Genomic DNA, 25,536 nt, shown 5'->3' on the forward strand with positions numbered 1-25,536 from the left:
TTGAGGAACCCGCGCTGGCAAGGCTGGCGCGGGTTTTTCTTTGGACCGGAAAATCAGGTCGGCATCGGCCTGACCGAGAACGAGCGGATAGGAATCGTGAACGAGAACCTGAGCAACCTCGATACGCTCGAAGCCACCCTCCTGGCCGACATAGCGTCGGCGGCCGACGAACAAGCGATCGAAGCGGTGCGTATTTCAGCACTCGGCAAAAAGGGCTCCGTGTCCGAAATGCTGAAGACGCTGGGATCGATGACGCCGGAGGAACGCCAGAGCAAGGGCCCGGCCATCAATGGCTTGAAGAACCGGGTCACGGAAGCGCTTGCATCGCGCAGGGCCGACCTGAAACATGCCGCCGTAACCGCGCGTCTTGCCGCCGAAAAGCTCGATGTGACGCTGCCGGTACGCCAGTCACCGGCCGAGCGCGGCCGCATCCATCCGATCAGCCAGGTCATCGACGAGATCGCAGCGATTTTCGGCGATATGGGATTTGCGATCGCCGAAGGGCCCGACATCGAGACCGACTATTATAACTTCACCGCGCTGAATTTCCCCGAGGGGCATCCGGCGCGCGAGATGCATGACACCTTCTTCTTCCAGCCGGACGAGAAGGGCGAGCGCAAGGTGCTGCGCACCCACACTTCGCCGGTGCAGATCCGCACCATGGAAGCGCAGAAACCGCCTATCCGCATCGTCATTCCGGGCAAGACCTACAGGCAGGACTCCGACGCCACCCATTCGCCGATGTTCCATCAGGTCGAGGGGCTGGTGATCGACAAAACCGCCAATGTCGCCAACATGAAGTGGGTGCTCGAGGAATTCTGCAAGGCCTTCTTCGAGGTGCCAAGCGTGAAGATGCGCTTCCGCCCGTCCTTCTTCCCGTTCACGGAACCGAGCCTCGAAGTCGACATCCAGTGCGACCGTTCGCGGCCGGGTGAAGTGCGCTTCGGCGAGGGCTCGGACTGGATGGAAATCCTCGGCTGCGGCATGGTTCACCCGAACGTGCTGCGCCATGGCGGCCTCGATCCAGACGAATATCAGGGCTTTGCCTGGGGCCTCGGCATCGATCGCATCGCCATGCTGAAATACGGCATGCCGGACCTGCGCGCCTTCTTCGACGCCGACGTACGCTGGCTGTCGCATTACGGTTTCCGCCCGCTCGACATGCCGACGCTGTTTGGCGGGTTGAGCAGCTAGGCGATGCCGACCGTTCTAAGGGCAGCAGGCCTTCGGTTCCATTTTTATTCCGCCGATGGACATGAGCCGCCTCATATTCATATCGAGGGGACAGGCCGCAAGGCCAAAGTCTGGTTGCAGGAGGTTCGCGTTGCGAAGAATGGCGGCTTCAGCGAAATCGAGTTGAGCCGTATACTGGAAATCGTGTCGAAGAACCGCGCGAAGCTACTGGAGGCCTGGAATGACTTCTTCGCATGACTATCCGGAGAAGGACCGCCCGGTGGAGGCCTGGTGCGATCTGCATCATCTCCATGTCAGACTCGCCGATGGCAGGGAGTTGTCGACACCGCTTTGGTGGTACCCACGGCTACTCAAAGCCAGCCCCGCACAGCGCAATACCGTGGAGTTGATGCTGGATGGTGTCCATTGGCCGGATCTGGACGAGGATCTATCAATTGAAGGCATGCTAAGAGGCCGCAAGGCACCTGGCGCAGTCGAACCGTCTGTCGCCGCGGAGTGATCAGAATTTTAGGCGAATGGTTGCTGAGAGTTGCACCATCAGGGGTGCCGACTGCTTCGAGGTATCCATCTGATTGGTGGCCTTTTAGCGACAGTTTGAAGAATGGTTGAATCATGAAATTCACGCTTTCCTGGCTCAAGGATCACCTGGAAACCGACGCCACGCTCGACGAAATCGTCGAGCGGCTGACCATGATCGGTCTGGAAGTCGAAGCCGTCGACGACAAGTCGGCGCTGAAGCCCTTCGTCATCGCCAAGGTGCTGACGGCCGAACGGCATCCGGATGCCGACAAGCTGCAGGTGCTGAGCGTCGATACCGGCGACGGCAAGCCGGTGCAGGTGGTGTGCGGCGCGCCCAACGCGCGTGCCGGGCTGATCGGTGCGTTCGCCGCACCCGGCACCTATGTGCCCGGCATCGACGTGACGCTTGCCGTCGGCAAGATCAGAGGCGTCGAGAGCCATGGGATGATGTGCTCGGAGCGCGAACTTCAACTCTCCGACGAGCACACCGGCATCATCGACCTGCCCGCGGATGCGCCGATCGGAACTGCTTTCGCCGCTTACGCCAAGCTCGACGATCCTGTTATCGAGATCAACCTCACACCGAACCGCCCGGACGCGACGGGCGTTCACGGTATTGCGCGCGATCTGGCCGCGAGCGGCCTCGGCACATTGAAGACCGGATCTGTCGCCAGGATAGAGGGCGAAGGCGAATGCCCGGTGAAGGTGACGATCGAGGCGCCGGAACTTTGCCCAGGCTTTGCGCTTCGCCTGGTTCGCGGCGTCAAGAACAGCCCTTCGCCGAAATGGCTGCAGCAGCGGCTGATCGCCATCGGGCTTCGCCCGATCAACGCGCTGGTCGACATCACCAACTATCTCACCTTCGATCGGGGCCGACCGCTTCACGTCTATGACGCCGGGAAGGTGAAAGGCAATCTCGTCGTGCGTCGGGGCCGTGACGGCGAAAAGGTGCTGGCGCTCGACGGGCGCGAATACACGATGACGCCCGAAATGTGCGTCATTGCCGACGCGGAGGGCGCCGATTCCATCGCCGGCGTCATGGGCGGCGAGCACACCGGCAGCGACGAAGGCACCACGGATGTGCTGATCGAATCCGCGCTGTGGGAGCCGCTGAACATCGCCCGCACCGGCCGCACCCTCGGCATCATCACCGATGCGCGCTACCGCTTCGAACGCGGCGTCGACCCCGAATTCATGGCGCCGGGGCTGGATCTCGCCACTCAGATGGTGCTCGACTTCTGCGGCGGCACGCCTAGCCGCGCCGAAGTGACCGGCTATGCCGGTCATACGTCAAAAATCGTCTCCTTCCCGCTGTCTGAGGTAAAACGGCTGACAGGCGTAGAGGTCTCCAAGGATGAGAGCCTGGCGATCCTGTCGCGACTCGGCTTCATCCCGAAGGGCACGGGCGACATCGTCGACGTGGTAGTGCCGTCTTGGCGGCCGGACGTGGACGGCAAGGCCGATCTTGTGGAAGAAGTGATGCGCATCCACGGCGTAGACAACATCGCGCCGCAGCCGCTTACCAGCCATGACGCGGTCAATGGCAGGATATTGACCACGATCCAGATCCGCACCCGTGCCGCCAAGCGGGCGCTCGCCGTGCGCGGCATGATGGAGGCCGTCACCTGGTCGTTCATACCGGCAAGGCATGCCGAGCTGTTCGGCGGCGGCCAGGCAGAGCTGAAGCTCGCCAATCCGATTGCCGCCGACATGTCGGACATGCGGCCCTCGCTGCTGCCCGGTTTGATTGCGGCGGCGCAGCGCAATGCCGATCGCGGCATCGGCGATGTGGCGCTGTTCGAGGTTTCGGGCACCTATGAGGGCGACAGTGCGGAGCGGCAGCGCCGGGTGGCGTCTGGCATTCGACGCGGCACCGCCAGACTTGAAGGCGCTGGTCGTCATTGGGCCGGAAATGCCGCAAGCGTCGGCGTGTTCGACGCCAAGGCAGATGCAATTGCGGTGCTGGAAGCCTGTGGCGCCCCGGTGGAAAAGCTCCAGATCGAGGCCGGCGGTCCCTCCTGGTATCATCCGGGGCGTTGCGGCACCATCAAGCTCGGACCCAAGCTCGTGCTCGGACATTTCGGCGAGTTCCACCCCGCCACTTTGGAGGCACTTGACGCAGCGGGGCCGCTCTGCGGTTTCGAAGTGTTTATCGATGCCATTCCCGAGCCAAAGGCCAAGCCCACCCGCACCAAACCAAAGCTGGAGCTTTCGGCGTTTCAGGCGGTGAAGCGCGATTTCGCCTTCGTGGTCGACAAGGCGGTCGAAGCCGGCACCTTGACGCGTGCGGCGGCTTCCGCCGACAAGAAGCTCATCACCGGCGTTTCGGTCTTCGACATTTTCGAGGGCGCGTCACTCGGAGAGGGCAAGAAGTCGGTGGCGATCGAAGTATCGATCCAGCCGATGGAGCGGACGCTGACGGATGAAGATTTCGAGGCGCTCGCCGCCCGCATCGTCGAGAATGTCGGAAAGCAGACCGGCGGAGTGCTGAGGGCATAGGGAGCGGCACGCTGCGTGACTCAGCGCTGCTTCCTGCGCTTGCGTGCTTTCGCTTCAACGCGCTCCAGATCCTTCAGCAATTCGAGCATTTCGGCCGGCGTGTCAAAATCCGGTTCGAACATTGGCAGCGTTCGGACATATCTTGCCATCGCTGCCGCGCCGAATTGACGTCTTATTTCTTTTGCCAGTTCCATCGAATTCCTTCGGCTACTGCAGCGCATTGTTGCAATACCTTCTGCCGGTAAAAACTCCTCCCGGTCGGAAATGGTTCCTCTTGCGGCCCGGCGTTGCAACCTGGGAGGAAAAACAAGGTAAAGTTTTAATTAAGTTGCAATCATCTCAAGGGGGCGCGCGCATCGAGGCTTATAGCCACGCCCTGCCCCTTGATTTTTGCTGGCCGAACCTCGATATCGGACCCAACCTCCCAAATCCCGAAGAACAACGGAACATGCGATGAGCGACCACGAAAAGCACGAAGGCGCGCCCGACGAGACCGAGGCGGCTGCCAACGCAAACGCGGCCGGCGCACCGGACGACTACGAAGCCTTGATACGGTTGATGAAGGAAAACGAGGAACTCAACGACCGCGTGCTGCGCACCGCCGCCGATATGGAGAACCTGCGCCGGCGCACCGCGCGCGACGTTCAGGACGCGCGCGCCTATTCGGTGGCGAATTTCGCCCGCGACATGCTGTCTGTGTCCGACAATCTGCGCCGCGCCCTCGAAGCTATCCCCGCCGAAGCGCGAAATTCCGGCGATGCCGGTTTCGCGGCATTGATCGAAGGCGTCGAGATGACCGAGCGCGCGATGCTCGTCGCGCTCGAACGGCATGGCGTCAAGAAGCTGGAGACGGAAGGCGCGAAGTTCGATCCGCATTTCCATCAGGCCATGTTCGAGGTGCCCAACCCCGATGTGCCCGCAGGCACGATCGTGCAGGTGGTCCAGCACGGCTACACGATCGGCGAGCGCGTTCTGCGGCCGGCCATGGTGGGCGTCGCCACCGGCGGACCCAAGCAGAACGCGACCGCCGAGGCGTCCGCCGAGCCGGGCCCCATCAACGAACAGGCTGAGAAAGACGCCTAGCGGAACCCGCGAGAAACCCTCTAGCTCAGGGCAGCGAAGTTGCTTGCGGCGAGCCGCAATTCTTCTCCGGTGAAGCCGGAAAAGCCGATGACGAGGCCTTTTTGGGCCGGCCGCGACAGATACATGGAAGAGAGCGGCCGGGCGCCCAAGCCAACGGCATTTGCCTGTTGCGCAACGTCGGTATCGGAGGTTTCCGCCGGCAATTTCGCGATCAGGTGGAGACCTTGATCGGGCACGGCCACGTCAATATCAGCGTTCGGATTGGAACGAAGGCCGCGGACGAGCTCGTCACGCGCTGATTGGGCCCGGCGGCGCGCCCGCCGAAGATGCGCCGCGAAATGCCCTTCCCTCAGCAGATCGGTCAACGCCGCCTCGGCAAGTGTTGGCGGATACCGGTCAGAGCGATGTCGCAACTCGACGATCGTGCTGAGCAAGGGTTCGGGAACGACCGCGTAGCCGATCCGCAATCCCGGGAAAAGCACCTTGGAAAAGGTGCCAAGATAGATGACGCGTCCGGCATCGTCGATGCCCTGTAAGGCGGTAAGCGGCGGCCCGGCGAAACGGAACTCGCTATCGTAGTCGTCTTCGACAATCCAGGCATCGTTCCGCTTGGCCCAGTCGATCAGCGCAAGCCGTCGCCGCATCGTCATCGTCACGCCAAGCGGGAACTGATGGGAGGGCGTGACATAGACGGCGCGCGCCCTCGGCGCCAGCATCTCGCCGCGAGCAGGATCGATGCCTTCCTCATCCACAGGAACGCCGACAATCCGAATGCCGGAGCCGGCGAAGGCTGTCCGTGCCATGGGATAGCAGGGATCCTCCATCCAAACTTCATCGTCCGTCCTTAGAGCGGCCCGGATCACAAGGTCCAGCCCCTGTTGCGTGCCCGTTGTGATGATGATCGACTCGGCGCTGCAACGAACGCCTCTGGCCGTGCGCAGATAGGAAGCGACAGCTTCGCGAAATCCGATCCCGCCACGCGGGTCGCCATAGCGGAAGTGCTCGGGGCCAGGCCGCGCGAGGTGCCGCGACAACAAGCTGCGGAATATCCGCAATGTCCGCGCATCGGAGGCACCTACTCCCAACGTGCCCGGAAGTGTAGCCGGCGTTTCCGGCGCCTGTATCACATCGGCAGCGGGTCGCCGAAGCAGGGGAACTCTTTCGGCAACATAGGTGCCCGATCCAACCCTCGCCTCGGCAAAACCATCGGCAATCAGCATCTCGAACGTCGCCACCACGCTGGCGCGCGAAATATGCAATCTTTTCGCCAGGTCGCGCGTCGGGGGAAGTTTGCCGCGCGACGGGACCGCGCCCGTTTCGATCAACCGGCGGATTGCAGCGTAAAGGGCGGCCGTGCGCGGCCCGCTATCCGGCAATACGGGAATCAGCGCCGACCAGTCGGCCGAATTGGTCCGGAGTTTTACCATCGGATTGGAGCTTTTTCATACCAATACAATTCGCACAATGGGCGAGTTCAAATCGAAAAGGCAAGTTCATGGACAGCGCCCAGACCATTTCCGATTCTTTCCCGATCACCGCACGCAATCGGGTCAAGCGCCTGCACGAGCGAGGCAGCTACGATCACGCTTCAGTCTACGCAGTGCTGGACGCGGGAATCTTGTGCCATGTCGCCTATTCGATCGACGGCCAGCCCTATTGCACGCCGACAATTTACTGGCGCGAAGGCGATGTTCTTTACTGGCATGGGTCTTCGGCAAGCCGGATGCTTCGCCATTTCAAGCCAGGCATGCCGGCGTGCCTGACGGTATCGCATCTTGACGGCCTGGTGCTTGCGCGATCGGGATTCAATCATTCAGCGAATTATCGCTCCGCCATGTGCTTCGGCACTGCTCGCATCATTGATGACCCGAAGGAAAAGGCGGTCGCCCTGGACGCGGTCGTCAACCGCCTCTATCGCGGACGGTCGGAGGACCTGCGTCCAATCACTGCGCAGGAGGTCAAGGCCACCACCGTCATCGGCATGCGCATCGACGACGCCTCGGCAAAGGTGCGGGCCAAGGGTGTGGGTGACAATGAAGAGGACTATGATCATCCGGCCTGGGCCGGCGTCATTCCGGTCCGAACCGTCATAGGGGACGAGGAGCCTTGCCCCCGTTTGCTGCCGCATATTTCCAGGCCAGACAAGCTATCCGCCTACAGTTCAGGGCGGACACTCGATGAGGTGCTGGTGGAAGCTCAGCATCTCTATGAGAGCGACGTCGATCGCGAAACAGCCAGTGGCTGAAGGTGCAAATCTTATGAGGCGCCGCCCATATAGATATCCATGAGTTGCCGGTCGTCGCGAACATCGCCTGGCGTGCCTTCGAAACGTTTTTCGCCGGCGGCAAGGATGTAGAGCCGGTCGGCGATCGGCATCGCCTCGCGGATGTTTTGCTCGACCATGAGAATGCCGATACCGCGCGCGGTGAGCACCTTGATGCGTTCCAGTGTCTCGATCACCATGGCCGGCGAAAGGCCGGCGGATGGTTCGTCCAGCAGAATGAAGCGCGGCTCCGACACCAGAGCGCGCGCCAGCGCCAGCATCGCCTGTTCGCCGCCCGAAAGAGAGCCGGCCGTGTTTTTTCGCCGACGCGCCAGAGACGGATATTGGTCGATGAGACTTTCGATGCGCGTCTCCACCAGCCTCCGGTCGGCAATGGCATAACCGCCCATGCGCAGGTTTTCCATGACCGACAGCCGCGGAAACACGCCGCCGCCTTGCGGCATCAACACCAGCCCTTGCCGAACGACCTCGTGCACGGGCAGGTTGCTGATTTTCTCGCTGCCAAGGGTGACATCGCCGTTCCACACCGGCAGGGCGCCGGCCACCGCCTTGAGCAGGGTCGACTTGCCGCAACCGTTGGGGCCGAAGATGCAGGTGATCTTGCCGGCCTCGGCCGCCAGCGAAATGCCATGGACGATTTCCTGCTTGCCGTAGCCGGTAACGACGCCGTCGGCGACGAGCGCATTCATTGCGGACGCCCCAAATAGGTCTGCATGACTTCGGAATTGCGCACGATGTCGTCGAACGTGCCGCTGGTGACGACCCGGCCCGAATCCATAACGATGATGCGGTCGCAGACGTTACGCACCATCTCCATGTCATGCTCGATGACAAAGAAGCTGGTGCCCTCCTTGCGCAATCTGGCGATGGCCTCGAGGATGATCTTGCGGATATTGGGATGCACCCCCGCCGTCACCTCGTCGAGCAGGATCAGCGATGCCCGGCGCATGATCACGCGTCCGAATTCGAGCAGTTTCTGCTGACCACCGGAAAGATCGGAGGCGCGGTTGCCGGCGACCGCCTCCAGGTGGAGCAGCGCCAGCGTTTCGTCGGCACGTTGTCGGGCACCGTCCCACTGGCCTTCCGCCGCGGCGGCGAGCAGGTTTTCCGTAACCGTCATGTTGTCGAACAATGCCGGGATCTGAAAAGTGCGGGCAAGGCCGAGCCGGGCGATCGTATAGGCCTTGCGGCCGGCAATGTCATGGCCGTCGAAGCGTATCTGGCCGCGATCCGGCGCCACCGTGCCGGCCACGAGGCTGAACAGCGTGGACTTGCCGGAGCCGTTGGGACCGATGAGGCCGGCGATCTCGCGCCGGCCTACTTCCAGATCGACGCCGTTGGAGGCCTTGATGCCGCCGAAGTGCTTGTGAACGTCGCGGACGACGAGAATGGGATCGTCGATCGCGGCCACCGCCCGGCTTTGCGCCTGCACCTGTGCCGTCCCGCTCACAAGCGCCCTCCCGTGCCGGAGCCAAGCAGGCGACCGACCACCTTGTCGAGAACGGTGGTGCCCGATTTGCCGTTTCGCCTCGAAAACAACCCCGCTATGCCATTGGGCAGGAACAGCACCACGAGAATGATGGCGGCTCCCAGGATGGCGATATAGAAGGCGGTGTCGCCCCAATACATCCAGATCAGCCGATTGACGAAGAACAAGGCTACACCGCCGATTGCCGGCCCCCACAGGCTGCCCAGTCCGCCAAGCAGAACCATGACCACCATCTGGTCGGTGATATCGCCGCCAAACACGCTCTTCGGATTGATGAAGGTTACCCAATAGGCAAAAATGCTGCCGAACATGGAGGCAACGACGGCGCTGAGCACGAAGGTCTGCAGCTTGACCAGCGAGGTGTTGATGCCCATCGCTTCGGCCGCCGGTTCATGATCGCGCAAGGCCTTGACCTTGAGACCGAAGCGCGAGCGCTCGAACAGCGACCAGGTGAGGAAATAGGCAAGGATCGCCCCCGCCAACATGGCGAAGTAGAAGAAGCGCTCGTTGAGGAAGGGTGGAAGCCCAAGCCCGCCGATGCCGCCGGTGAACTCGACCACGGCCGCAAACTGCATGAGAACCTCGGCGAAGGCCCAGGTGGCGATAGCGAAATAGGCGCCGCGCAGGCGTAGTGTCGGCGCGCCGATGATCACCGCGAACAGCGCAGTAACGACGAGGCCGATCGGGATGGTCGCGACGAAGGGTAGTGCGAAGTTCTCGCCCATCAGGATGGCGGTGGCATAGGCACCGATGCCGAAGAACGCCGAATGGCCGAAATTGATGTATCCGGCATAGCCGCCGAGGATGTTCCAGGAACAGGCCAGCCCCGCCCACATCAGCGCACCGGTGGCGATGCGCAGCCAATAGTTGTTGACCAGAGTCGGGAGCAGGGCCAGAACGGCCAGCGCGATGATGAGGAGAAGCAGCGCGAGCCAAGATCTTTTCATGGTTCGAGCCGCCACCTCACAGACCGCGCCGCAATATCCCGCGCGGGGATACCAGAAGAACCAGAAACAGCGTCACGAAGATGGCGAGATGCGAATAGCTCGCCCCCGCATAGGTCGCGACGAAGGCCTCTATCACGCCCAGAAGCAGCGCCGCGACAAGCGCGCCGCCAAGTGACCCAAGCCCCGCGAGCACCGCGACGAAAAAGGCAAACAGCGTATAGCGAAGCCCGACCTCCGGATTGACCGAGTAAATGGCGCCCATGAGCACGCCGGCCATGGCGGTGATGCCTGCGTAGAGTCCGTAGACATTGGCGCTGAGACGCCGGATGTTGACCCCCATCAAGGCCGCGTTCTGGCGGTTCTCGGCCGTTGCGCGGATCGCCAGCCCGTAGCGCGTGCGGTAGAGAAAGAAGAACAGGCCGCCCGCGATGAGCACCGCGAAAAGGGCCGCCGCGACACGTATCAGCGGCACGGTGACCGGACCTATCATGATGCTCTGGCCACTGAGCGCCGTCGGCACGCTGTGCGTGTTGAAGCCCCAGGCCGTCAGCATGCCGCCGCGCAGAAAGGTGAAGACGCCGAAGGTCAGCGCCAGAGCCATCAACTCCGGCCGCGCCGTGCGGCTGTTGCGGACATTGTAGATGACCGGCCCCATGAAATAGCCGATAGCGCCGAACAGCACGAAAGCCAGAGGCATGGCGAGGAAGCCGTCGATGCCAAGGAGAACGGCGAGGTAGTAGGCAAAATAGCCGCCAAGCACCACCCACGCGCCGACCGCGAAATCGATGACGTGGAGCACGCCGAAGGTCAGCTGGAAGGCGACCGAATAGGTTGCAACGACCCCGCCGATCAGCAGTCCGTTGAGCAATGTCTGAAGAAGAAGATCCAATGGCAACCTGCCGGTCGTTCAGGATGAGAAGAACCCGCGTTCGGCGAGTGGAGGCATCGCTCCACCCGCCGCAATCGCGGTCATTTCCAGGACGGCAGCGGGTAGATGAATTCGGCCGCGGCCGCCTCCTTTGGCCCGACGGCGACGGTCTTGCCGCCCTGGATCTGAATCATGACGGGCACCGGCTGGATGTTGTCATGATAGTGATCGCCCTCCTTCTCGAACTTGATCGGCCCGTAGAAGGTGGTGATGTCGGTATCGGCGATCGCGTCCTTCAGCGCCACCCTGTCCTCGGGCGAAAGCGAGGGTTTCTTGCCGAGCCGCTTGGCCGCGTCGGCAAAGACGAGGCCGCTGGCCGAGCAGCCGGCTTCCGTGTAGTCGGGCTCGTGGCCGCTCTTCTTCTGCGCCAGCGCCGCATAGTCCTGCGCGGTTCCGAACACATCGTCCTTGTAAGGCACGGTCGGCAGCCATACCGCCACACCGGACGTACCATCGGCATCGGCGCCGAGCGTCTGGGCAAAGGCCGGATTGGTCACGCCATAATGCATGATCAGCGCCTTCGGCCGGTAGTTCAACGATTTCGACGTCTTGACCACATTGATCAGCGGCTCCTCATGACCGCCCACCGCGACGATATCGGGATTGAGTGCGGCGATCTTGGACATGACCGGGGTGAGGTCGCCGGCCGCCGGCACCAGCTCGTAGGCGACGACTTCGAGGCCCGCCTCCTTAGCGCCGCGCTGGAAGCCCTCGCCCGTCTCCTTCGAGAACGGTTCGTTGACGCCGATCACCGCGATGGTCTTGGCCTTGGGGTTGGTCATGCCGACCAGGACGCCTAGCGAAAGACCCGAGGTCGTATCGACGGAGGGGATGATGCCGAAATTGAATTCGGGCTTGGCTTTCCAGACATTGGGAGATTCCGCCGAGCCGGAGATCATCGGGACCTGATACTTCTGGCAGATCGGCTGGACGGCTATGGTGGAGCCGCTTGTGTAGGGGCCGAACAGCACGTCGACCTCGTTCTGAACGATCAGCCGTTCGGCCGCATCGGCACCGGTGGCCGGATTGCTCTGGTCATCGCCATAGAACATGTCGACCTTGAACCGCTCACCGCCAACCTCGACCCCACCCTTTTCGTTGACGACTTCGGCCCAAAGATCGTAACCGCGCTTGGTCAGGTTGCCGCCGAAGATGTTCTCCCCCGACAGAGAGGTGATGACGCCGGCCTTGAAGGTTGGTGCCTGGGCATGCGCGGTTCGAACGAAAGGCATTGAAAGCGTGCTGCCGGCCAGTGCCACGGCGCTGCCGCCGAGAAACGTGCGGCGGGAAAATCTTGCATTGTTCTTCGACATATTGACCCTCCCTTGGTTTTGTTCATTCTCCCGATTGCATGCTGGTATTTTCTTCATACCAGCACATGTAGATTGATGACGCAAGGACGACATTCCCCTGCGGAATCAGGCATGAGCGAGCAGGCTCGCAGCTTTGAGGGAAGGCAATCTTTCGCCGGGAGAGCCGATTCAGGGAGTGCTCGCCGCCTGCACGACGGTCAACGCGATCATGTGGTAGACGTCGTCGGCGCTGCAGCCGCGCGACAGGTCATTGGCCGGCCTGGCGAGACCTTGCAGAACCGGCCCTATCGCCTTCGCCCCGCCTATACGCTGGGCGATCTTGTAGCCGATATTGGCGGCTTCGAGATTGGGAAACACGAACACGTTCGCCGCGCCCCCCGTAGCCGAGCCCGGCGCCTTGGCCATGTTGATCGTTTCCACGAAGGCGGCATCGAACTGCAACTCGCCGTCGATCAGCAGATCTGGGGCCGCGGCTCGGGCAAGCCTCGTCGCCTCGACCACCTTGCTTACGCGTTCATGCGCGGCGCTGCCGCTGGTGGAGAAGGAAAGCATGGCGACCTTGGCGCGCGCGCCAGTCAGCACCTCATAGGAGCGGGCAGACGCCGTCGCGATATCGGCGAGCTCGCGGGCGTCGGGCTCCACGACAAGGCCGCAATCGGCAAACACGAAAGCACCCTTCTTCTGGTGATAGGGCTCGCAAAGCATCATCAGGAAGAAGGAAGAGACGATGCCGCTGCCTGGCGCGCGGCCAATGACCTGAAGGGCGGTACGGACCGTGTCGGCGGTCGTGGCGACCGCCCCGCCGACGGTGCCGTCGGCATCGCCCTGGCGCACCATCATCGCGGCAAAGCCCAATGGCGAGGTGACCGCCTGATGCGCCTCTATCGCGCTGACGCCCTTGGCCTTGCGCATCTCATGATAGACCGCCGCATAGCCGGCAATGCGTGGCGAACAGGAGGGATCGGCGATCGAGAAGGCGGAGAGGTCACCTTCTTGCTCGGCAAGCCTCGCCGCCACCACCGACTTCCGGCCGACCAGGGTGATGCGCGCCAGTCCCTCACGCACGGCGCGGATCGATCCCTCGATGATGCGCGGGTCTTCGCCCTCCGACATCACGATATGCTTCGGCCTGGCGCGCGCGGCCTCGATGATGCGATCCAGCGGTTTCATGTGTTCGACCCCGGATGAAATGAACTTGCCTGTCGGTCGGGCGGCGGAACCGACATCGGCCCGCCGCCCGACTGCTCAGCCTTGCGGGCGCATGTCGGCGCGGTCGATGCCGGCCACGGCGACGGGCTTCTTCATCGCATCGCGGCGGAACGGTTCGCCGAGTTCCTGGTTGAGAACCACCTCGATGAAGGTCGTAACACCCTTGGCCTGTTCCTCGCAGGCCTTCTTCAGCGCTGTCGTCACCTCTTCGGAGGTGGCCGCGACGACGCCCTTGAAGCCGCAGGCTTCCGCCAGCTTGGCATAGCTGAAATTGCGGTTGAGCTCGGTGCCGACGAAATTGTTGTCGTACCAAAGCGTGGTGTTGCGCTTTTCAGCACCCCACTGGTAGTTGCGGAAAACGACCATGGTAATCGCCGGCCATTCCTCACGGCCGATGGAGGTCATTTCGTTCATCGAGATGCCGAAGGCTCCGTCACCGGCAAAACCGACCACCGGCACGTCCGGGCAGCCGATCTTGGCGCCGATGATGGACGGGAACGCATAGCCGCAGGGACCGAACATGCCCGGCGCCAGATATTTGCGGCCCTTCTCGAAGGCCGGATAGGCGTTGCCGATGGCGCAATTGTTGCCGATGTCCGTCGAGATGATCGCGTCCTTCGGCAGACCCGCCTGAATGGCACGCCATGCCTGGCGCGGGGACATCAGGTTCGCGTCGCGCCGGCGCGCTTCTTCGTTCCAGCGAGTGCCTGGATCGTCCTCCTCATGATCCATCGAAGACAGCAGTTGCAGCCAGGCGGAGCGGGTCTGGTGGATGAGCGCCTTGCGCGCCTCGCGGCCGGAATCACCGGCATCAGCCGCCAACTGCTCCAGAATCTGCTGCGCAACCTGCCGAGCGTCGCCACAGATGCCGACGGTAATCTTCTTGGTCAGGCCAATCCGATCCGGATTAATGTCGACCTGGATAATCCGAGCATCCTTCGGCCAGTAGTCGATGCCGTAGCCTGGCAAGGTCGAGAACGGGTTGAGCCGGGTGCCCAGTGCCAGCACGACATCGGCCTTGGAGATCAGTTCCATGGCCGCCTTCGAGCCGTTGTAGCCGAGCGGGCCGACCGCCAGGCGGTGGCTGCCGGGGAAGGCATCATTGTGCTGGTAGCCGCAGCAGACCGGCGCGTCGAGGCGCTCGGCCAATGCCACGGACTCGCCGATCGCACCGCCGATCACCACGCCGGCGCCGTTGAGGATGACCGGGAACTTCGCCTCCGAGAGCAGCTTGGCGGCCGCCGCAATCGCCTCCCTGCCGCCGGCTGGCCGCTCGAGACGCACGATCTGCGGCAGGTCGACGTCGATAACATGGGTCCAGAAGTCGCGCGGCACGTTGATCTGCGCCGGCGCGCAGCCGCGCCATGCCTTTTCGATCACGCGGTTCAGCACCTCGGGAATGCGGGCGGGGTCGCGCACCTCCTCCTGATAGCACACCATGTCCTCGAACAGAGCCATCTGCGGCACTTCCTGGAAACCACCCTGGCCCAGTGTGCGGTTTGCGGCCTGCGGCGTCACCAGAAGCATCGGCGTGTGATTCCAGTACGCGGTCTTGATCGCCGTGACGAAGCCGGTCACGCCCGGGCCGTTCTGCGCGATCGCCATCGACATCTTGCCGGTAACGCGGGTGTAACCATCGCCAATCAGGGCGGCATTGGTTTCATGCGCGCAGTCCCAGAAGGTGATGCCTGCCTTGGGGAACAGGTCCGACACCGGCATCATGGCCGAGCCGATGATGCCGAATGCGTGCTCGATGCCATGCATCTGCAGCACCTTCACGAAGGCTTCTTCCGTTGTCATCTTCATTGTCAGAGTTCCTTTCATTCTTTCGCGGCCGCCATTTTCCGGGCGGTCAAAACCGTTCGTCCTTGAGGTAATACCAACGATACATGGCGCGCTGGCCGAGACGCCGGAACGGCGTCAGCAAGCCATGATGCGGCAGGGCGGAGGTGAAGATCGGCAGGTCGAGGCCCTGCCCCGTGCCGGCGACCAGTTGCGCCAGGCGCCGGCCGGCCTGCGCCGAATACATGACGCCGTTGCCGCCATAGCCCATGGCGTAGAAGATCGTCTGCGCCGGATCGGGCTGGAAGATGCGTGGCATCATGTCGTGGCTGACATCGACCCAGCCCCACCAGGAGTAATCGATCTGGATGCCGCGTAGCGCCGGGAACTTGCGGTTCATGCCCGCCAGAAGCAGGTCGAGATGCTTTTGGTTGGTGGCATCCGCCCCGGTGATGGCGCTGCGGCTGCCGATCTGGAGCCGGTTGTCGGGCATCAGCCGATAGTAATGGCGCAGCGTGCGCGTGTCCGTCAGCGGAATCTTGGTCCTGAAGTTGAGCGTCTCACGCTCGTCTTCGGTCAGCGGGCGGGTGACGACCGAGTTCGACAATATGGGCATCAGCCGGTGCCGGGTCAGCGGATGCAGTCCGGGCGAGGTGTAGCCGGCGGTGGCGAAGGCGACGGCGCGCGCGCGCACCGTGCCTCCCGGCGTGGTGAGATGGTGGACGCCGTTGCGCATGCCATAGCCAATGACGGGGCTCGCGGTGTGGACCTTGGCACCCAGCTTGCGCGCCAGCCTGAGATAGCCGAAGGCGAGCCTGGCCGCATGGATGCCCATGCCGTCCGGCTCCAACATGGCCCCCTTCGCTTCCTCGTCGCGCACGAAGTCTCTATGTATCTCGTCGCGGCCGAGAATGCGGGTCGGATAGCCGAACACCTCGTTCAGGAGCTTCGATTCCTTTTCCAGCGCCGGCATCATCTTGGCGCGATGGGCGATATAGAGATGGCCGCCGTCCTGCGGCAGGCAGTCGATCTCGGGTTCGCGGATCAGGGCGCGGAACAGGTCGAAGCCCTCGGCGATCTCCTTGTGCAGCTTCCTGGCGACGTCGACGCCCCAGCGCTCGATCCATTGCGACCGCTTCAGCCGGCCTGCGGAAATCTGGGCCTGCCCGCCATTGCGCGTCGAGCAGCCCCAGGCAACACCATTGGCTTCGAGCACCGTCGCCCGGATACCGTGCTCACGGGCCAGATGGATGGCACAGGAGAGCCCCGTATAGCCCGAGCCGACGATGACGACGTCGACATCCACGTCGCCCCGCACCGGCCCGTCATCGGCGGGCGGCTCGCCGGCAGTGCCGATCCAATAGGTTGGCGCATAGTCGCGCCCATGACCGGGATCAGGCGCCACGACCGGATCATAGGTCGGGTCGTAGGGCTTTCTCGGCTGGTTGATGTTGATTGCCTGATGTTCCATGTTCGATCCTCCGCCCGTCCGGACGGTCTGTTTCAGGCCGCAATGAGGGGCCGGTTCTTGCGGAACGCCTGCTTCTTGACGATCTTGCCGTCGCTCAGCGTGAACAGGTCGCAACCTTCGGCCTCGATCCGGGTGCCGTCGGCATTGGTGCCGGAGAAGGTCCATTCCGAAACGGCGCGGTCGCCATGCACGAAGTGGCTGTGATGGTCCCAATGCGCATCGGCCATCGCGCCCCATACGCCGGAAAATGCCGCGGCGATCGCCTCGGCACCCTCGATGCGCGTGCCGCAGGCATCCGGGCCGCCAACTGCGTTGAACACACAATCCGAGGCAAAGAACGCCATCACGCCGTCGATGTCGTGCCGGTTGAAGGCGTCGAACAGAGCCGCGAGGTCGGTTGCGGTGAGTTGCGGTTTCGTCATTCTTGAGTTCCTTGTCTGCGTCATGCGGCTGCGTATGGACGCATGCCGGGGATCGGGTGGCCCAGCCACCCGCTGTTCATCTGTTGGAATTCCCTTTGCCTGCGGTCCGCCTCTAGGGCGGGGGCGAGGCTCCCGCTCGCGCCATCCGTTTCATCAGATGCGTCCCTTCCAGGGGATGAAGATCCGTTCCAGGTAGCGGATCAGCAGATCGAAGGCGAAAGCGAAAACGCCGATCACGATAATGCCCATGATGACCGTATCGCTCGCCAGATATTGCGCGGCATTCAGCACCATGAAGCCGAGACCGCGGCTGGCCGCGACCATTTCGGCCGCCACCAGCGTCGTCCAGCCAACGCCGATGCCGATGCGCATGCCGGTGAAGATTTCAGGCATGGCGGCCTTCATGATGACCTGCGTGATGACCTGGCTGCGGGTGGCGCCCATCGCATAGGCGGCATGGATTTGTTCGGTGGACACGGAGCGCACGCCGGCGCGGGCGGCAATCGCCATGGGCGCGAAGATCGCCAGGAAGATCAGGAAGACCTTCGGGAACTCGCCGATGCCCAACCAGATGATGACCAGCGGCAGATAGGCCAAAGGGGGCAGCGGACGGTAAAACTCGATGATCGGGTCGAAGAGGCCGCGCACGACACAGTTCACGCCCATCAGGATGCCGAGGGGAATGGCGGTGATGCAGGCCAGCGCGAAGGCGCCGAACACGCGGCCAAGGCTGGCGAGAGTATGCTCAAGCAGCGTCGAGTTGGCCACTCCCTCGGTCATTGCCAGGATGAACTTGTCGTAGACGGCAAATGGGGAGGGCAGGAAGAGCGGCCTCACCCAGCCCATGCCGGTGACAAGGAACCAAAGCCCGATCAGCACCAGGGCGGTGAGCAGGCTGATATGCCCGCTGCTGCCCTCGCCGGGCGCACCGTAGATTTTTCCGGGCTTTGCCGACTTCGCCCTGGAAAGTCGTTCAAGCATTGACCAGCTCCGGATTTCCTGCAGCTCGCTCGTCGCCATAGATGATCCCCAGAATGGTTTCCCGCATTTGGATGAAATCGGGACTTGATTTGATTGCGCGCGCATCCCCGCTTTCGAGGAAACGGCGGTTGAATTCGAGTTCGTAGGTGTGGGTGATGCGGCCGGGGCGCGGCGACATCACGATCAGCCGCGACCCCAGGAACAGCGCCTCTTCCACGCTGTGCGTGATGAAGAAGAACATCTTGTGGGTGTGCTGCCATACGCGCAGCAAAAGTTCCTGGATGGTTTCGCGCGTCAGCGCATCGAGCGCGGCCATCGGCTCGTCCATCAGAAGCATGGCCGGATCGCAGGTGAGCGCCCGGGCGATGCCGACGCGCTGCTGCATGCCGCCTGAAAGCTGATAGATCATGTGCCGGTGGAAGTCCTGAAGGCCGACCAGCGCCAGGTTGCGGACGGCGCGCTCGCGCCGTTCTTCCTTGGCAACGCCCTGCAGCTTCAGGCCGAATTCCGTGTTGTCGATGACGTTCAGCCAAGGCAGCAGCGCATGCTTCTGGAACACGACGCCGCGGTCCGCGCCGGGGCCGGTGATAAGCCGGCCGCCCAGCGTGATCTCGCCGGCGGTCGGGGCCATGAAGCCCGCCATCAGGTTGAGCAGCGTGGTCTTTCCGCAGCCGGAAGCCCCAAGCGCCACCACGAAGTCGCCGCTGTTGATCGTGACGTTGACGCCCTTCAGCGCGATGACGGCCTCGTCTGAGTGCAGGCCCGGATAGGTCAGGTTCACATTGCTGACGTTGAGGGTTTCCATGTTACGCCTCTTTGGATCACGCCTCTCGGGTCGTACCCTTCGGGGCACGCGCCAGGGAACAGGCCGCCCGGCCTGTGCGGGAAGATTGCCGGCGGCAGCGCGCCGCCGACACGCATTTCCAAACCGTTACTGCGCGGCCGCTTTCGCGAATTCGCCGTTCACGAAGCCGCTATAGTCCGGCAGCGCGGCGTCGATCTGCTTCTGCTCTGCCAGGAACTTGGCGCTTTCGGTAAGGGCCCGCACCGCGCCGCCATTGGCGCCGCCGCCGAGCCACGTGTCCGATGCCTGTTCCTCAGGGGTCGGGAAGACCAGCAGCTTCAGCGCTTCGACGACGTCCTCGGGCTTGCCGCCGATCATCTTGACGATGCCCTGGACTTCCGGCGAGTCCGCGGTCCAGCCTGCTCCCTTGGCCTTGTAGTCAGCATATGCCTCGGCAAGTACCTTGGTAAAGGCCGCCATGAACTTCGGATTGTCGGCCGCCCACGCCTTGTCGACGACGATGCCGTCGAAGGTCGGCACGCTGGCCTCGCCGATGACCTCGGAGTCTGAGACCACCTTGCCGCTCTTCAATATTTCGGAAAGCGCCGGCGGCCAGACATAGGCTGCGTCGATGTCGCCGCGCTGCCAGGCGGCAACGATCTGCGGCGGCTGCATGTTCAGGATTTCGACCTCGCGCGGATCGACCTTCCAGACCTTTTCCAATCCGACCAGAAGGTGAAAATGAGAGGTCGAGACGAACGGCACGCCGACCTTCTTGCCCTTTATGTCTTCCGGCTTTTCGATGCCGGATCCTTCGCGTGCAACCAGCGCCTCGGACTTGCCGATATTGTCGAGGATCCAGAAAAGCTGGAGATCGACGCCGCGCGTTGCCGCCGCCGCCGTGCCCGTCGAGCCGAGCACGCCGACCGGCACGTTGCCGGAAGCGAGCGCGGTGGAGATGTCGCCGCCGGAGCTGAACTGCCGCCAGTCGACCGTGTAGCCGGCGTCCTTCAGCGCTGTGTCGAAGCGGCCGTCGGCAATGGCGCTGACGAAAGGACCGACGATCTGCTGATAGCCGACGACGACCGCGGTCTGGGCAAATGCCGTGCCGGCATAGAACACAGTCGCCGCAAGTGCGGCCGCGCACGAAAATCCTTTGAGTGCCTTCAATAGATCCATCGAATCCTCCCGATTGAAACCGCGCGGAACCCATCTCCGCGACCGACGATGACTCTCTCATTCGGTCATACTTCCGGTCTGAATAGTGTTATGGGAGGAAACCCGCTTGTCTTATATCCAATCTGGAACTTGAATGAGTCCACCTTGAACGGAGCCGATCCGCTTGCGACCTCATGCAGTACCGGAAACCATCTTCTTCATCGACAGGACGAGCCGGCTCGGCCTCCAAAGCCAGATTCGCGAGATTCTCGTCTCGGCGATCCTTTCGGGAAGGCTCTTTCCCGGCGCGCGCCTGCCTTCGACGCGCAAGCTTGCCGACTATCTCAACATCTCGCGCATCACCGTGACGCTCGCCTATCAGGAGCTTGCGTCCCAAGGCTATCTGGAAACGAAAGGGCGCAGCGCCTATCTTGTCGCCGGCGCCCCGCCGCTGACAGGCATGGAAACCAGCGACTGGTCCGAGGCCGCGAATGCGGTGGACTGGAAGAACAAGCTGAGGGCAAGGTTTTCCATCGCCAAGCCGATCCAGAAGCCACTGGACTGGCGGCGCTACCCGTTTCCGTTCCTGTATGGCCAGATGGACCCATCGCTGTTCGATCTCGCCGGCTGGCGCGACTGCGCGCGGCGCGCGCTGGCACGCGAGGATTTCGAGCTGATGGCGGGCGACTTCGCCGCCGCCGACGATGTCCAGCTGGTCAACTATATCTGCACGCGCACTCTGCCCAGCCGCGGCATCAGGGCGCGGCCGGACGAGATACTCGTGACGGTGGGGGCACAGAACGCGCTTTGGCTGGTTATCCAGCTCCTGCTTCAGCGCGGCTCCAGCGCGGTGTGCGAAAACCCGTGTCATCCCGACCTGTCGGCGGCGCTGCGCCTGAGCGGTGCGCGCGTCACAGCGATCGATGTTGACGAGGGCGGCTTGCCGCCGTCGCGGCTGCCTCCCGCCACCGACGTCGTCTTCGTGACGCCGAGCCACCATGCCCCGACCGCCGCCACCATGCCGATGCAGCGCCGGCTGGAATTGCTTCGGGATGCCGAGGAGCGCGACTTTGTCATCGTGGAGGACGATTACGAATTCGAGATGAGCTTCCTGAAACCGCCCTCGCCGGCGCTCAAATCCCTCGATCGCAACGGGCGCGTCCTTTATGTCGGAAGTTTCTCGAAATCGCTCTTCCCCGGCCTGCGTCTCGGCTATCTCGCCGCGCCCGCCCCGGTCATCCGTGAGGCGCGGGCGCTCAGGGCGCTGATGCTCAGGCATCCGCCAGGCCACCTGCAACGCACGGCCGCCTATTTCCTGGGGCTCGGCCATTATGATGCCGTGATCCATCGCATGCGGGCCGAATACCAGAACCGTCACGAAGTGATGGCGGCGGCACTCGAGCGGGAGGGGCTGGTGATCGCCGGGGCGGCCGATTTCGGCGGCAGCTCCTTCTGGATCGAAGGACCGCCGGGGCTCGATGCCACGGCGCTGATGCACGAATTGCGCGGCGATGGCGTGCTGATCGAATCGGGTTTCCCCTTCTTCGCCCATGACGACAGGCCCTGCCGCTATTTCCGCATGGCTTATTCCTCGATCCCCGCCAGCCGGATACCGGAAGGGGTGTCCCGCACCGCCGCGCGCATCAGAGCCATGGTCAAATGACGAATGGCGCGTCATCGAGGTGACCGGCCTCACCATTGTTGGCGGATTGTCACCCGCGCCTGCTGTTGCGGGTGTCGTCCGGATCGATCATGGTCCGGCAAAACGGTGCGGACGCGATGAACCCGATTCTGCTGCTCGACTATGCGGGCGTTGCGGTATTCGCCGCCACGGGTGCGCTTGCGGCTTCGCGCAAGCAACTCGACATCATCGGCTTCCTGTTCCTGGCAAGCGCCACCGGCATCGGCGGCGGCACCGTCCGCGACCTCATCCTCGGCGCACCGGTATTCTGGGTGCAGAACCCGGCCTATGTGCTGGTCTGCGCCGGAATCGCCGTTCTCGTCTTTTTCTCCGCCCATCTGGTCGAATATCGCTACAAGCTGCTTCTTTGGCTCGACGCCATCGGTCTCTCGGCCTATGCGGCGATGGGCGCGGCCAAGGGCCTCGCTGCCACGGGGTCACCCACGGTGGCGATCGTCACCGGCATGTTGACGGCCACTTTCGGCGGCATTCTCCGAGACCTCCTCGCCGGCGAGCCATCGGTGCTGCTGCGCCCGGAAATCTACGTGACCGCCGCAATGACCGGCGCGGCGATATTCACGCTTGCCGATCTGGCCGGATTGCCGGTCTTTGCTTCAGCGCTTCTGGCCTTTGCCATGGCGTTTTTCGTTCGGGGCGGCGCGCTGCGCTATGGCTGGACTTTTCCGGCCTATAAGAGCCGACCAGGGCGCTCTCCCGACGAGATGCCCTGAGTCGGTCAAAGCGTGTCGAGCGGCACCTTCGCTCGGCTCCGCCGCGGCCGGAACCTTGCCGGCTGGGCATCGTTCCTCCCCGGCAATGTTCCTGCGCCCGGCGATATTCTACCTGGCTTTCGTCACCGTCATCGTGGCGGCTCTCAGCCTTGGTCCCTCCTTTGCGCATGTATTGGAGGCGCCGCCCAGGCTGAAGGTGTGGTCTCCGGACCTGTGGCGGGAGACTACGGTCTTCAATGCGCAATTCTGGACCTTCGCCGCGGTCGGCGCACCGCTCGACCTCTCCGCCATCGCGCTTACCGCCGTTTTGGCAGCGCTGCTGCGCGACGACCACCCGGCTTTCGGTTTCGCGGCCATCGCAGCGGTCCTCTACGCCCTGTCCCTGGTCGCATGGTTTGCCCTCGTGGCACCCGTCAACGGCGAACTGGCGACCTGGGTGCCGGGTCCCATTCCCGGCAATTTCGAAGCGGTTCGGCTGCGCTGGGAAATCGGCCACATGGTGGTCGCGGCACTGAAGCTCGCCGGCTTCGCCGCACTCGCCTTCGCATTGCTTTATGCCGGGCGCCAATCCTCAAGCTGAGCGCCGCGCCCAGCATCGGTTGCGTGGCAAGACCGGCTATGGCAGAAGCGCGACTGCCGCCTTCGGAGTGTCGATGAAATCCTCGCGTGAAAGACGTCGCGACAAGCGCCCGCAGCCTGATCGGCCGGCCATTCAGCCGCGCGCCGAGGCTCGCGACGCCCCGCGTCGTGCGCTTGCCGAAAGCGCCGAGCCGAAGGCCGCCTCGCGCACTCTTCGCCGCCGCGAAGGCGCGCTGCCTGCCGAGAAGCTGCCGCTCATCCTCGAAGTCGCGCCCAATGCCGACTATGCCTTGCTCGACAGCGGCGACGGCGAGAAGCTCGAGCAATATGGACCTTACCGCATCGTTCGCCCGGAAGGCCAGGCGATCTGGCAGCGCGCGCTGCCGGCGCATGAATGGGACAAGGCCGACGCGCTGTTTACCGGCGACACCGACGAGGAAGGCATGGGGCGCTGGCGCTTTCCCAAGGCGCCGCTCGGCGAAACCTGGCCGATGCGCCATGACGGCATTTCCTATCTCGGGCGCTTCACCTCGTTTCGCCATGTCGGCGTTTTTCCCGAGCAGGCCTCGCATTGGGAGCACATGGAAAGGCTGATCCGCGACGCCGGGCGCCCGATCAAGGTGCTCAATCTGTTCGGCTATACCGGCCTTGCCTCGCTGGTAGCGGCGCGCGCCGGTGCGGAGGTCACCCATGTCGATGCTTCGAAGAAGGCGATCGGCTGGGCGCGCGAAAACCAGCAGATGGCCGGATTGTCGCAAAAGCCGATCCGCTGGATCTGCGAGGACGCGATGAAGTTCGCCGAGCGCGAGGAGCGGCGCGGCAATGGCTACGACATCATCCTGTTCGATCCGCCCGCCTACGGGCGCGGGCCCAAGGGTGAGGTCTGGCAGTTGTTCGAGGACCTGCCGGCGCTGGCCGACATCTGCCGCTCAATCCTTTCGCCGAAGCCGCTTGCCGTGGTGCTGACCGCCTATTCGATCCGCGCCTCGTTCTTCGCCATTCATGCCCTGATGCGCGACACCTTCGCCGGCATGGGCGGCTCGGTCGAATCGGGCGAGCTCATCATCCGCGAAAAATCCGCCGGACGGGCACTGTCGACCTCGTTGTTTTCGCGATGGGTCGGAGGTTCGCGATGAACGAGCATCGCCAGAACGCGCCGGGCCAGGTCAAGGAAGTCACCAGCCTCGCCAACCCGCTGATCAAGTCGATCAAGTCGCTGGCGCTGAAGAAATTTCGCGACCAGCAGAATGCGTTCATGGCCGAAGGCCTGAAGCTGGTCATCGACGCGCTTGACCTCGGCTGGTCGATCCGCACGCTGGTGTTTGCCAAGTCCGGGATCGGCAATCCGGCGGTCGAGAGGGTCGCGGCGCGCACCGTGGCTGCCGGCGGGACGGTGCTGGAAGTTTCGGAGAAAGTGCTTTCGGCGATCACGCGCCGCGACAATCCGCAGATGGTGGTCGGCGTGTTCGCGCAGCGCTTCGTGCCGTTGAAGGACATTCGCCCGCAAAACGGCGATGTCTGGGTCGCGCTCGACCGTGTGCGGGACCCCGGCAATCTCGGCACAGTCATCCGCACGGTCGATGCCGTCGGCGCCAGGGGCGTCATCCTGGTCGGTGAAACGACCGACCCGTTTTCGCTGGAAACGGTACGCGCCACCATGGGCTCGATCTTTGCCGTGCCGGTGGCGCGTGCGACCGAGGATGCCTTCCTGGCATGGCGCAAAGGCTTTCATGGCCTCCTCGCCGGGACCCATCTGAAGGGCGCGGTCGACTACCGCTCGGTCGACTTTTCCGGCAGGCCGGTGCTGCTCATGATGGGCAACGAACAGCAGGGGCTGCCCGATGCACTGGCGCAGGCCTGTGACCGGCTGCTGCGCATTCCCCAGGCAGGCCGGGCCGATTCGCTCAATCTCGCAGTCGCCACCGGAATCATGCTTTTCGAAATCCGGCGCGCGGCGCTGACGCTGGACGCAGGCCCCGCATGAAGCTGAAATCCCCCTGGCTCCTCGCCGTGATCGTCGTCGTCGCCATAGTCCTCGACCAATGGATCAAGCTCCTGGTCGAATCGGATCTTGTCATGCATGAGCGGGTCGACCTGCTGCCGTTTCTGGCGCTCTACCGCACCTATAATACCGGCGTCGCCTTCTCGATGTTTTCGTCGGTGGGCGACAAGGGGCTGATCGTGCTGTCGCTCGTTGTGATCGCCTTTGTCCTTTACCTCGCCGCGCGCTCTACCCCGCAGCAATGGCTGGCGCGTGCAGGATTTGCCCTGATCGTCGGGGGCGCTGTCGGCAACCTCATCGACCGCGCCGTTTACGGCCATGTCATCGACTACATTCTGTTTCATACGCCCGTCTGGTCGTTTGCCGTCTTCAATCTTGCCGATGCCTTCATCACTGTCGGGGCCGGCCTGGTGCTGATCGACGAGTTCCTTGCCTGGCGCCGCGGCACCGAGACGGCGCGCTCCGGCGATTGAGCGCTCG

Annotated in this window: 27 protein-coding genes; 13 read left to right on the top strand and 14 right to left on the bottom strand. The window is 63.3% G+C overall.

The window, feature by feature from the left end; genetic code table 11:
* The first annotated feature begins 108 nt into the window (after nt 1–108).
* The 4 genes from pheS to pheT all read left to right on the top strand — a co-directional run bounded on the left by pheS (nt 109) and on the right by pheT (nt 4,212).
* The gene (gene pheS / locus ACLKMW_RS15155; protein WP_415725377.1) at nt 109–1,194 is read left to right on the top strand and encodes a phenylalanine--tRNA ligase subunit alpha; all 1,086 of its coding nucleotides are present in this window, start codon (nt 109–111) and stop codon (nt 1,192–1,194) included.
* A 3-nt stretch (nt 1,195–1,197) separates the two neighbouring features.
* Complete coding sequence (locus ACLKMW_RS15160) at nt 1,198–1,431, top strand: DUF4160 domain-containing protein (protein ID WP_415725303.1); 234 nt, start codon at nt 1,198–1,200, stop codon at nt 1,429–1,431.
* Nucleotides 1,415–1,693 (top strand): DUF2442 domain-containing protein, encoded by a 279-nt coding sequence (locus tag ACLKMW_RS15165; RefSeq protein ID WP_415725304.1) that lies wholly within the window; start codon nt 1,415–1,417, stop codon nt 1,691–1,693. Before ACLKMW_RS15160 ends, ACLKMW_RS15165 begins: the two co-directional genes overlap by 17 nt.
* Nucleotides 1,694–1,806: 113 nt before the next feature.
* The gene (gene pheT, locus ACLKMW_RS15170; RefSeq protein ID WP_415725305.1) at nt 1,807–4,212 is read left to right on the top strand and encodes a phenylalanine--tRNA ligase subunit beta; all 2,406 of its coding nucleotides are present in this window, start codon (nt 1,807–1,809) and stop codon (nt 4,210–4,212) included.
* 20 nt (nt 4,213–4,232) lie between these two features.
* On the opposite strand, the gene ACLKMW_RS15175 is transcribed toward pheT, so the two are convergent.
* On the bottom strand, nt 4,233–4,361 hold the full coding sequence (locus tag ACLKMW_RS15175) for a hypothetical protein (RefSeq protein WP_415725306.1): 129 nt from the start codon (nt 4,359–4,361) through the stop codon (nt 4,233–4,235).
* Here ACLKMW_RS15175 and ACLKMW_RS15180 point away from each other — a divergent pair.
* Both ACLKMW_RS15180 and grpE read left to right on the top strand, forming a co-directional pair.
* Nucleotides 4,355–4,669: a hypothetical protein gene (locus ACLKMW_RS15180; protein WP_415725307.1), complete on the top strand. Its 315-nt coding sequence runs from the start codon at nt 4,355–4,357 to the stop codon at nt 4,667–4,669. The two genes, ACLKMW_RS15175 and ACLKMW_RS15180, sit on opposite strands and share 7 nt — an antisense overlap.
* The gene (gene grpE / locus ACLKMW_RS15185; RefSeq protein ID WP_415725308.1) at nt 4,666–5,295 is read left to right on the top strand and encodes a nucleotide exchange factor GrpE; all 630 of its coding nucleotides are present in this window, start codon (nt 4,666–4,668) and stop codon (nt 5,293–5,295) included. The genes ACLKMW_RS15180 and grpE overlap by 4 nt, the downstream gene beginning before the upstream one ends.
* 20 nt (nt 5,296–5,315) lie before the next feature.
* On the opposite strand, the gene pdxR (ACLKMW_RS15190) is transcribed toward grpE, so the two are convergent.
* Nucleotides 5,316–6,722, bottom strand: coding sequence for a MocR-like pyridoxine biosynthesis transcription factor PdxR (gene pdxR / locus ACLKMW_RS15190; RefSeq protein WP_415725309.1), 1,407 nt, complete (start codon nt 6,720–6,722; stop codon nt 5,316–5,318).
* 68 nt (nt 6,723–6,790) lie between these two features.
* Between pdxR (ACLKMW_RS15190) and ACLKMW_RS15195 the strand changes: the two genes are divergently transcribed.
* A complete protein-coding gene (locus tag ACLKMW_RS15195; RefSeq protein ID WP_415725310.1) occupies nt 6,791–7,540 on the top strand; it encodes a pyridoxamine 5'-phosphate oxidase family protein in 750 nt (249 codons plus the stop codon).
* 11 nt (nt 7,541–7,551) lie between these two features.
* Here the strand turns inward: ACLKMW_RS15195 and ACLKMW_RS15200 are convergent, their stop codons facing one another.
* The 12 genes from ACLKMW_RS15200 to tauA all read right to left on the bottom strand — a co-directional run bounded on the left by ACLKMW_RS15200 (nt 7,552) and on the right by tauA (nt 20,084).
* The gene (locus ACLKMW_RS15200; protein ID WP_415725311.1) at nt 7,552–8,268 is read right to left on the bottom strand and encodes an ABC transporter ATP-binding protein; all 717 of its coding nucleotides are present in this window, start codon (nt 8,266–8,268) and stop codon (nt 7,552–7,554) included.
* Entirely contained in the window at nt 8,265–9,029 is a 765-nt protein-coding gene (locus ACLKMW_RS15205; RefSeq protein ID WP_415725312.1) for an ABC transporter ATP-binding protein, read from the bottom strand. Before ACLKMW_RS15205 ends, ACLKMW_RS15200 begins: the two co-directional genes overlap by 4 nt.
* Entirely contained in the window at nt 9,026–10,015 is a 990-nt protein-coding gene (locus tag ACLKMW_RS15210) for a branched-chain amino acid ABC transporter permease (protein WP_415725313.1), read from the bottom strand. Before ACLKMW_RS15210 ends, ACLKMW_RS15205 begins: the two co-directional genes overlap by 4 nt.
* Nucleotides 10,016–10,031: 16 nt before the next feature.
* Nucleotides 10,032–10,904, bottom strand: coding sequence for a branched-chain amino acid ABC transporter permease (locus ACLKMW_RS15215; protein ID WP_415725314.1), 873 nt, complete (start codon nt 10,902–10,904; stop codon nt 10,032–10,034).
* 80 nt (nt 10,905–10,984) lie between these two features.
* On the bottom strand, nt 10,985–12,256 hold the full coding sequence (locus tag ACLKMW_RS15220) for an amino acid ABC transporter substrate-binding protein (RefSeq protein ID WP_415725315.1): 1,272 nt from the start codon (nt 12,254–12,256) through the stop codon (nt 10,985–10,987).
* Between the two features lie 168 nt (nt 12,257–12,424).
* Nucleotides 12,425–13,426, bottom strand: coding sequence for a phosphate acetyltransferase (pta, locus tag ACLKMW_RS15225; protein WP_415725316.1), 1,002 nt, complete (start codon nt 13,424–13,426; stop codon nt 12,425–12,427).
* Nucleotides 13,427–13,501: 75 nt separating this feature from the next.
* Nucleotides 13,502–15,271 (bottom strand): sulfoacetaldehyde acetyltransferase, encoded by a 1,770-nt coding sequence (gene xsc / locus ACLKMW_RS15230; protein WP_415725317.1) that lies wholly within the window; start codon nt 15,269–15,271, stop codon nt 13,502–13,504.
* A 46-nt stretch (nt 15,272–15,317) separates the two neighbouring features.
* Entirely contained in the window at nt 15,318–16,718 is a 1,401-nt protein-coding gene (locus tag ACLKMW_RS15235) for an NAD(P)/FAD-dependent oxidoreductase (protein WP_415725318.1), read from the bottom strand.
* Nucleotides 16,719–16,750: 32 nt separating this feature from the next.
* Nucleotides 16,751–17,140: a nuclear transport factor 2 family protein gene (locus ACLKMW_RS15240; RefSeq protein ID WP_415725319.1), complete on the bottom strand. Its 390-nt coding sequence runs from the start codon at nt 17,138–17,140 to the stop codon at nt 16,751–16,753.
* Between the two features lie 153 nt (nt 17,141–17,293).
* Entirely contained in the window at nt 17,294–18,121 is an 828-nt protein-coding gene (locus ACLKMW_RS15245; protein WP_415725320.1) for an ABC transporter permease subunit, read from the bottom strand.
* Nucleotides 18,114–18,926: a taurine ABC transporter ATP-binding protein gene (locus tag ACLKMW_RS15250; RefSeq protein WP_415725321.1), complete on the bottom strand. Its 813-nt coding sequence runs from the start codon at nt 18,924–18,926 to the stop codon at nt 18,114–18,116. The genes ACLKMW_RS15245 and ACLKMW_RS15250 overlap by 8 nt, the downstream gene beginning before the upstream one ends.
* Nucleotides 18,927–19,052: 126 nt before the next feature.
* The gene (gene tauA / locus ACLKMW_RS15255; protein ID WP_415725322.1) at nt 19,053–20,084 is read right to left on the bottom strand and encodes a taurine ABC transporter substrate-binding protein; all 1,032 of its coding nucleotides are present in this window, start codon (nt 20,082–20,084) and stop codon (nt 19,053–19,055) included.
* A gap of 163 nt (nt 20,085–20,247) precedes the next feature.
* Here tauA and pdxR (ACLKMW_RS15260) point away from each other — a divergent pair, with 163 nt between their 5' ends.
* The 6 genes from pdxR (ACLKMW_RS15260) (at nt 20,248) to lspA (ending at nt 25,529) form a co-directional block, all read left to right on the top strand.
* Nucleotides 20,248–21,726: a MocR-like pyridoxine biosynthesis transcription factor PdxR gene (gene pdxR / locus ACLKMW_RS15260; protein WP_415725323.1), complete on the top strand. Its 1,479-nt coding sequence runs from the start codon at nt 20,248–20,250 to the stop codon at nt 21,724–21,726.
* Between the two features lie 116 nt (nt 21,727–21,842).
* Complete coding sequence (locus ACLKMW_RS15265; protein ID WP_415725378.1) at nt 21,843–22,475, top strand: trimeric intracellular cation channel family protein; 633 nt, start codon at nt 21,843–21,845, stop codon at nt 22,473–22,475.
* Between the two features lie 85 nt (nt 22,476–22,560).
* Nucleotides 22,561–23,055, top strand: coding sequence for a DUF1772 domain-containing protein (locus ACLKMW_RS15270; protein ID WP_415725324.1), 495 nt, complete (start codon nt 22,561–22,563; stop codon nt 23,053–23,055).
* 73 nt (nt 23,056–23,128) lie between these two features.
* Nucleotides 23,129–24,190: a class I SAM-dependent methyltransferase gene (locus ACLKMW_RS15275; RefSeq protein WP_415725325.1), complete on the top strand. Its 1,062-nt coding sequence runs from the start codon at nt 23,129–23,131 to the stop codon at nt 24,188–24,190.
* Entirely contained in the window at nt 24,187–25,038 is an 852-nt protein-coding gene (locus tag ACLKMW_RS15280; RefSeq protein WP_415725326.1) for a TrmH family RNA methyltransferase, read from the top strand. The genes ACLKMW_RS15275 and ACLKMW_RS15280 overlap by 4 nt, the downstream gene beginning before the upstream one ends.
* A complete protein-coding gene (lspA, locus tag ACLKMW_RS15285; protein ID WP_415725327.1) occupies nt 25,035–25,529 on the top strand; it encodes a signal peptidase II in 495 nt (164 codons plus the stop codon). The genes ACLKMW_RS15280 and lspA overlap by 4 nt, the downstream gene beginning before the upstream one ends.
* Nucleotides 25,530–25,536: the final 7 nt, after the last annotated feature.

Origin of the sequence: Borborobacter xinjiangensis, assembly GCF_047739745.1 — a bacterium.
GTDB lineage: Bacteria > Pseudomonadota > Alphaproteobacteria > Rhizobiales > Rhizobiaceae > Pseudaminobacter.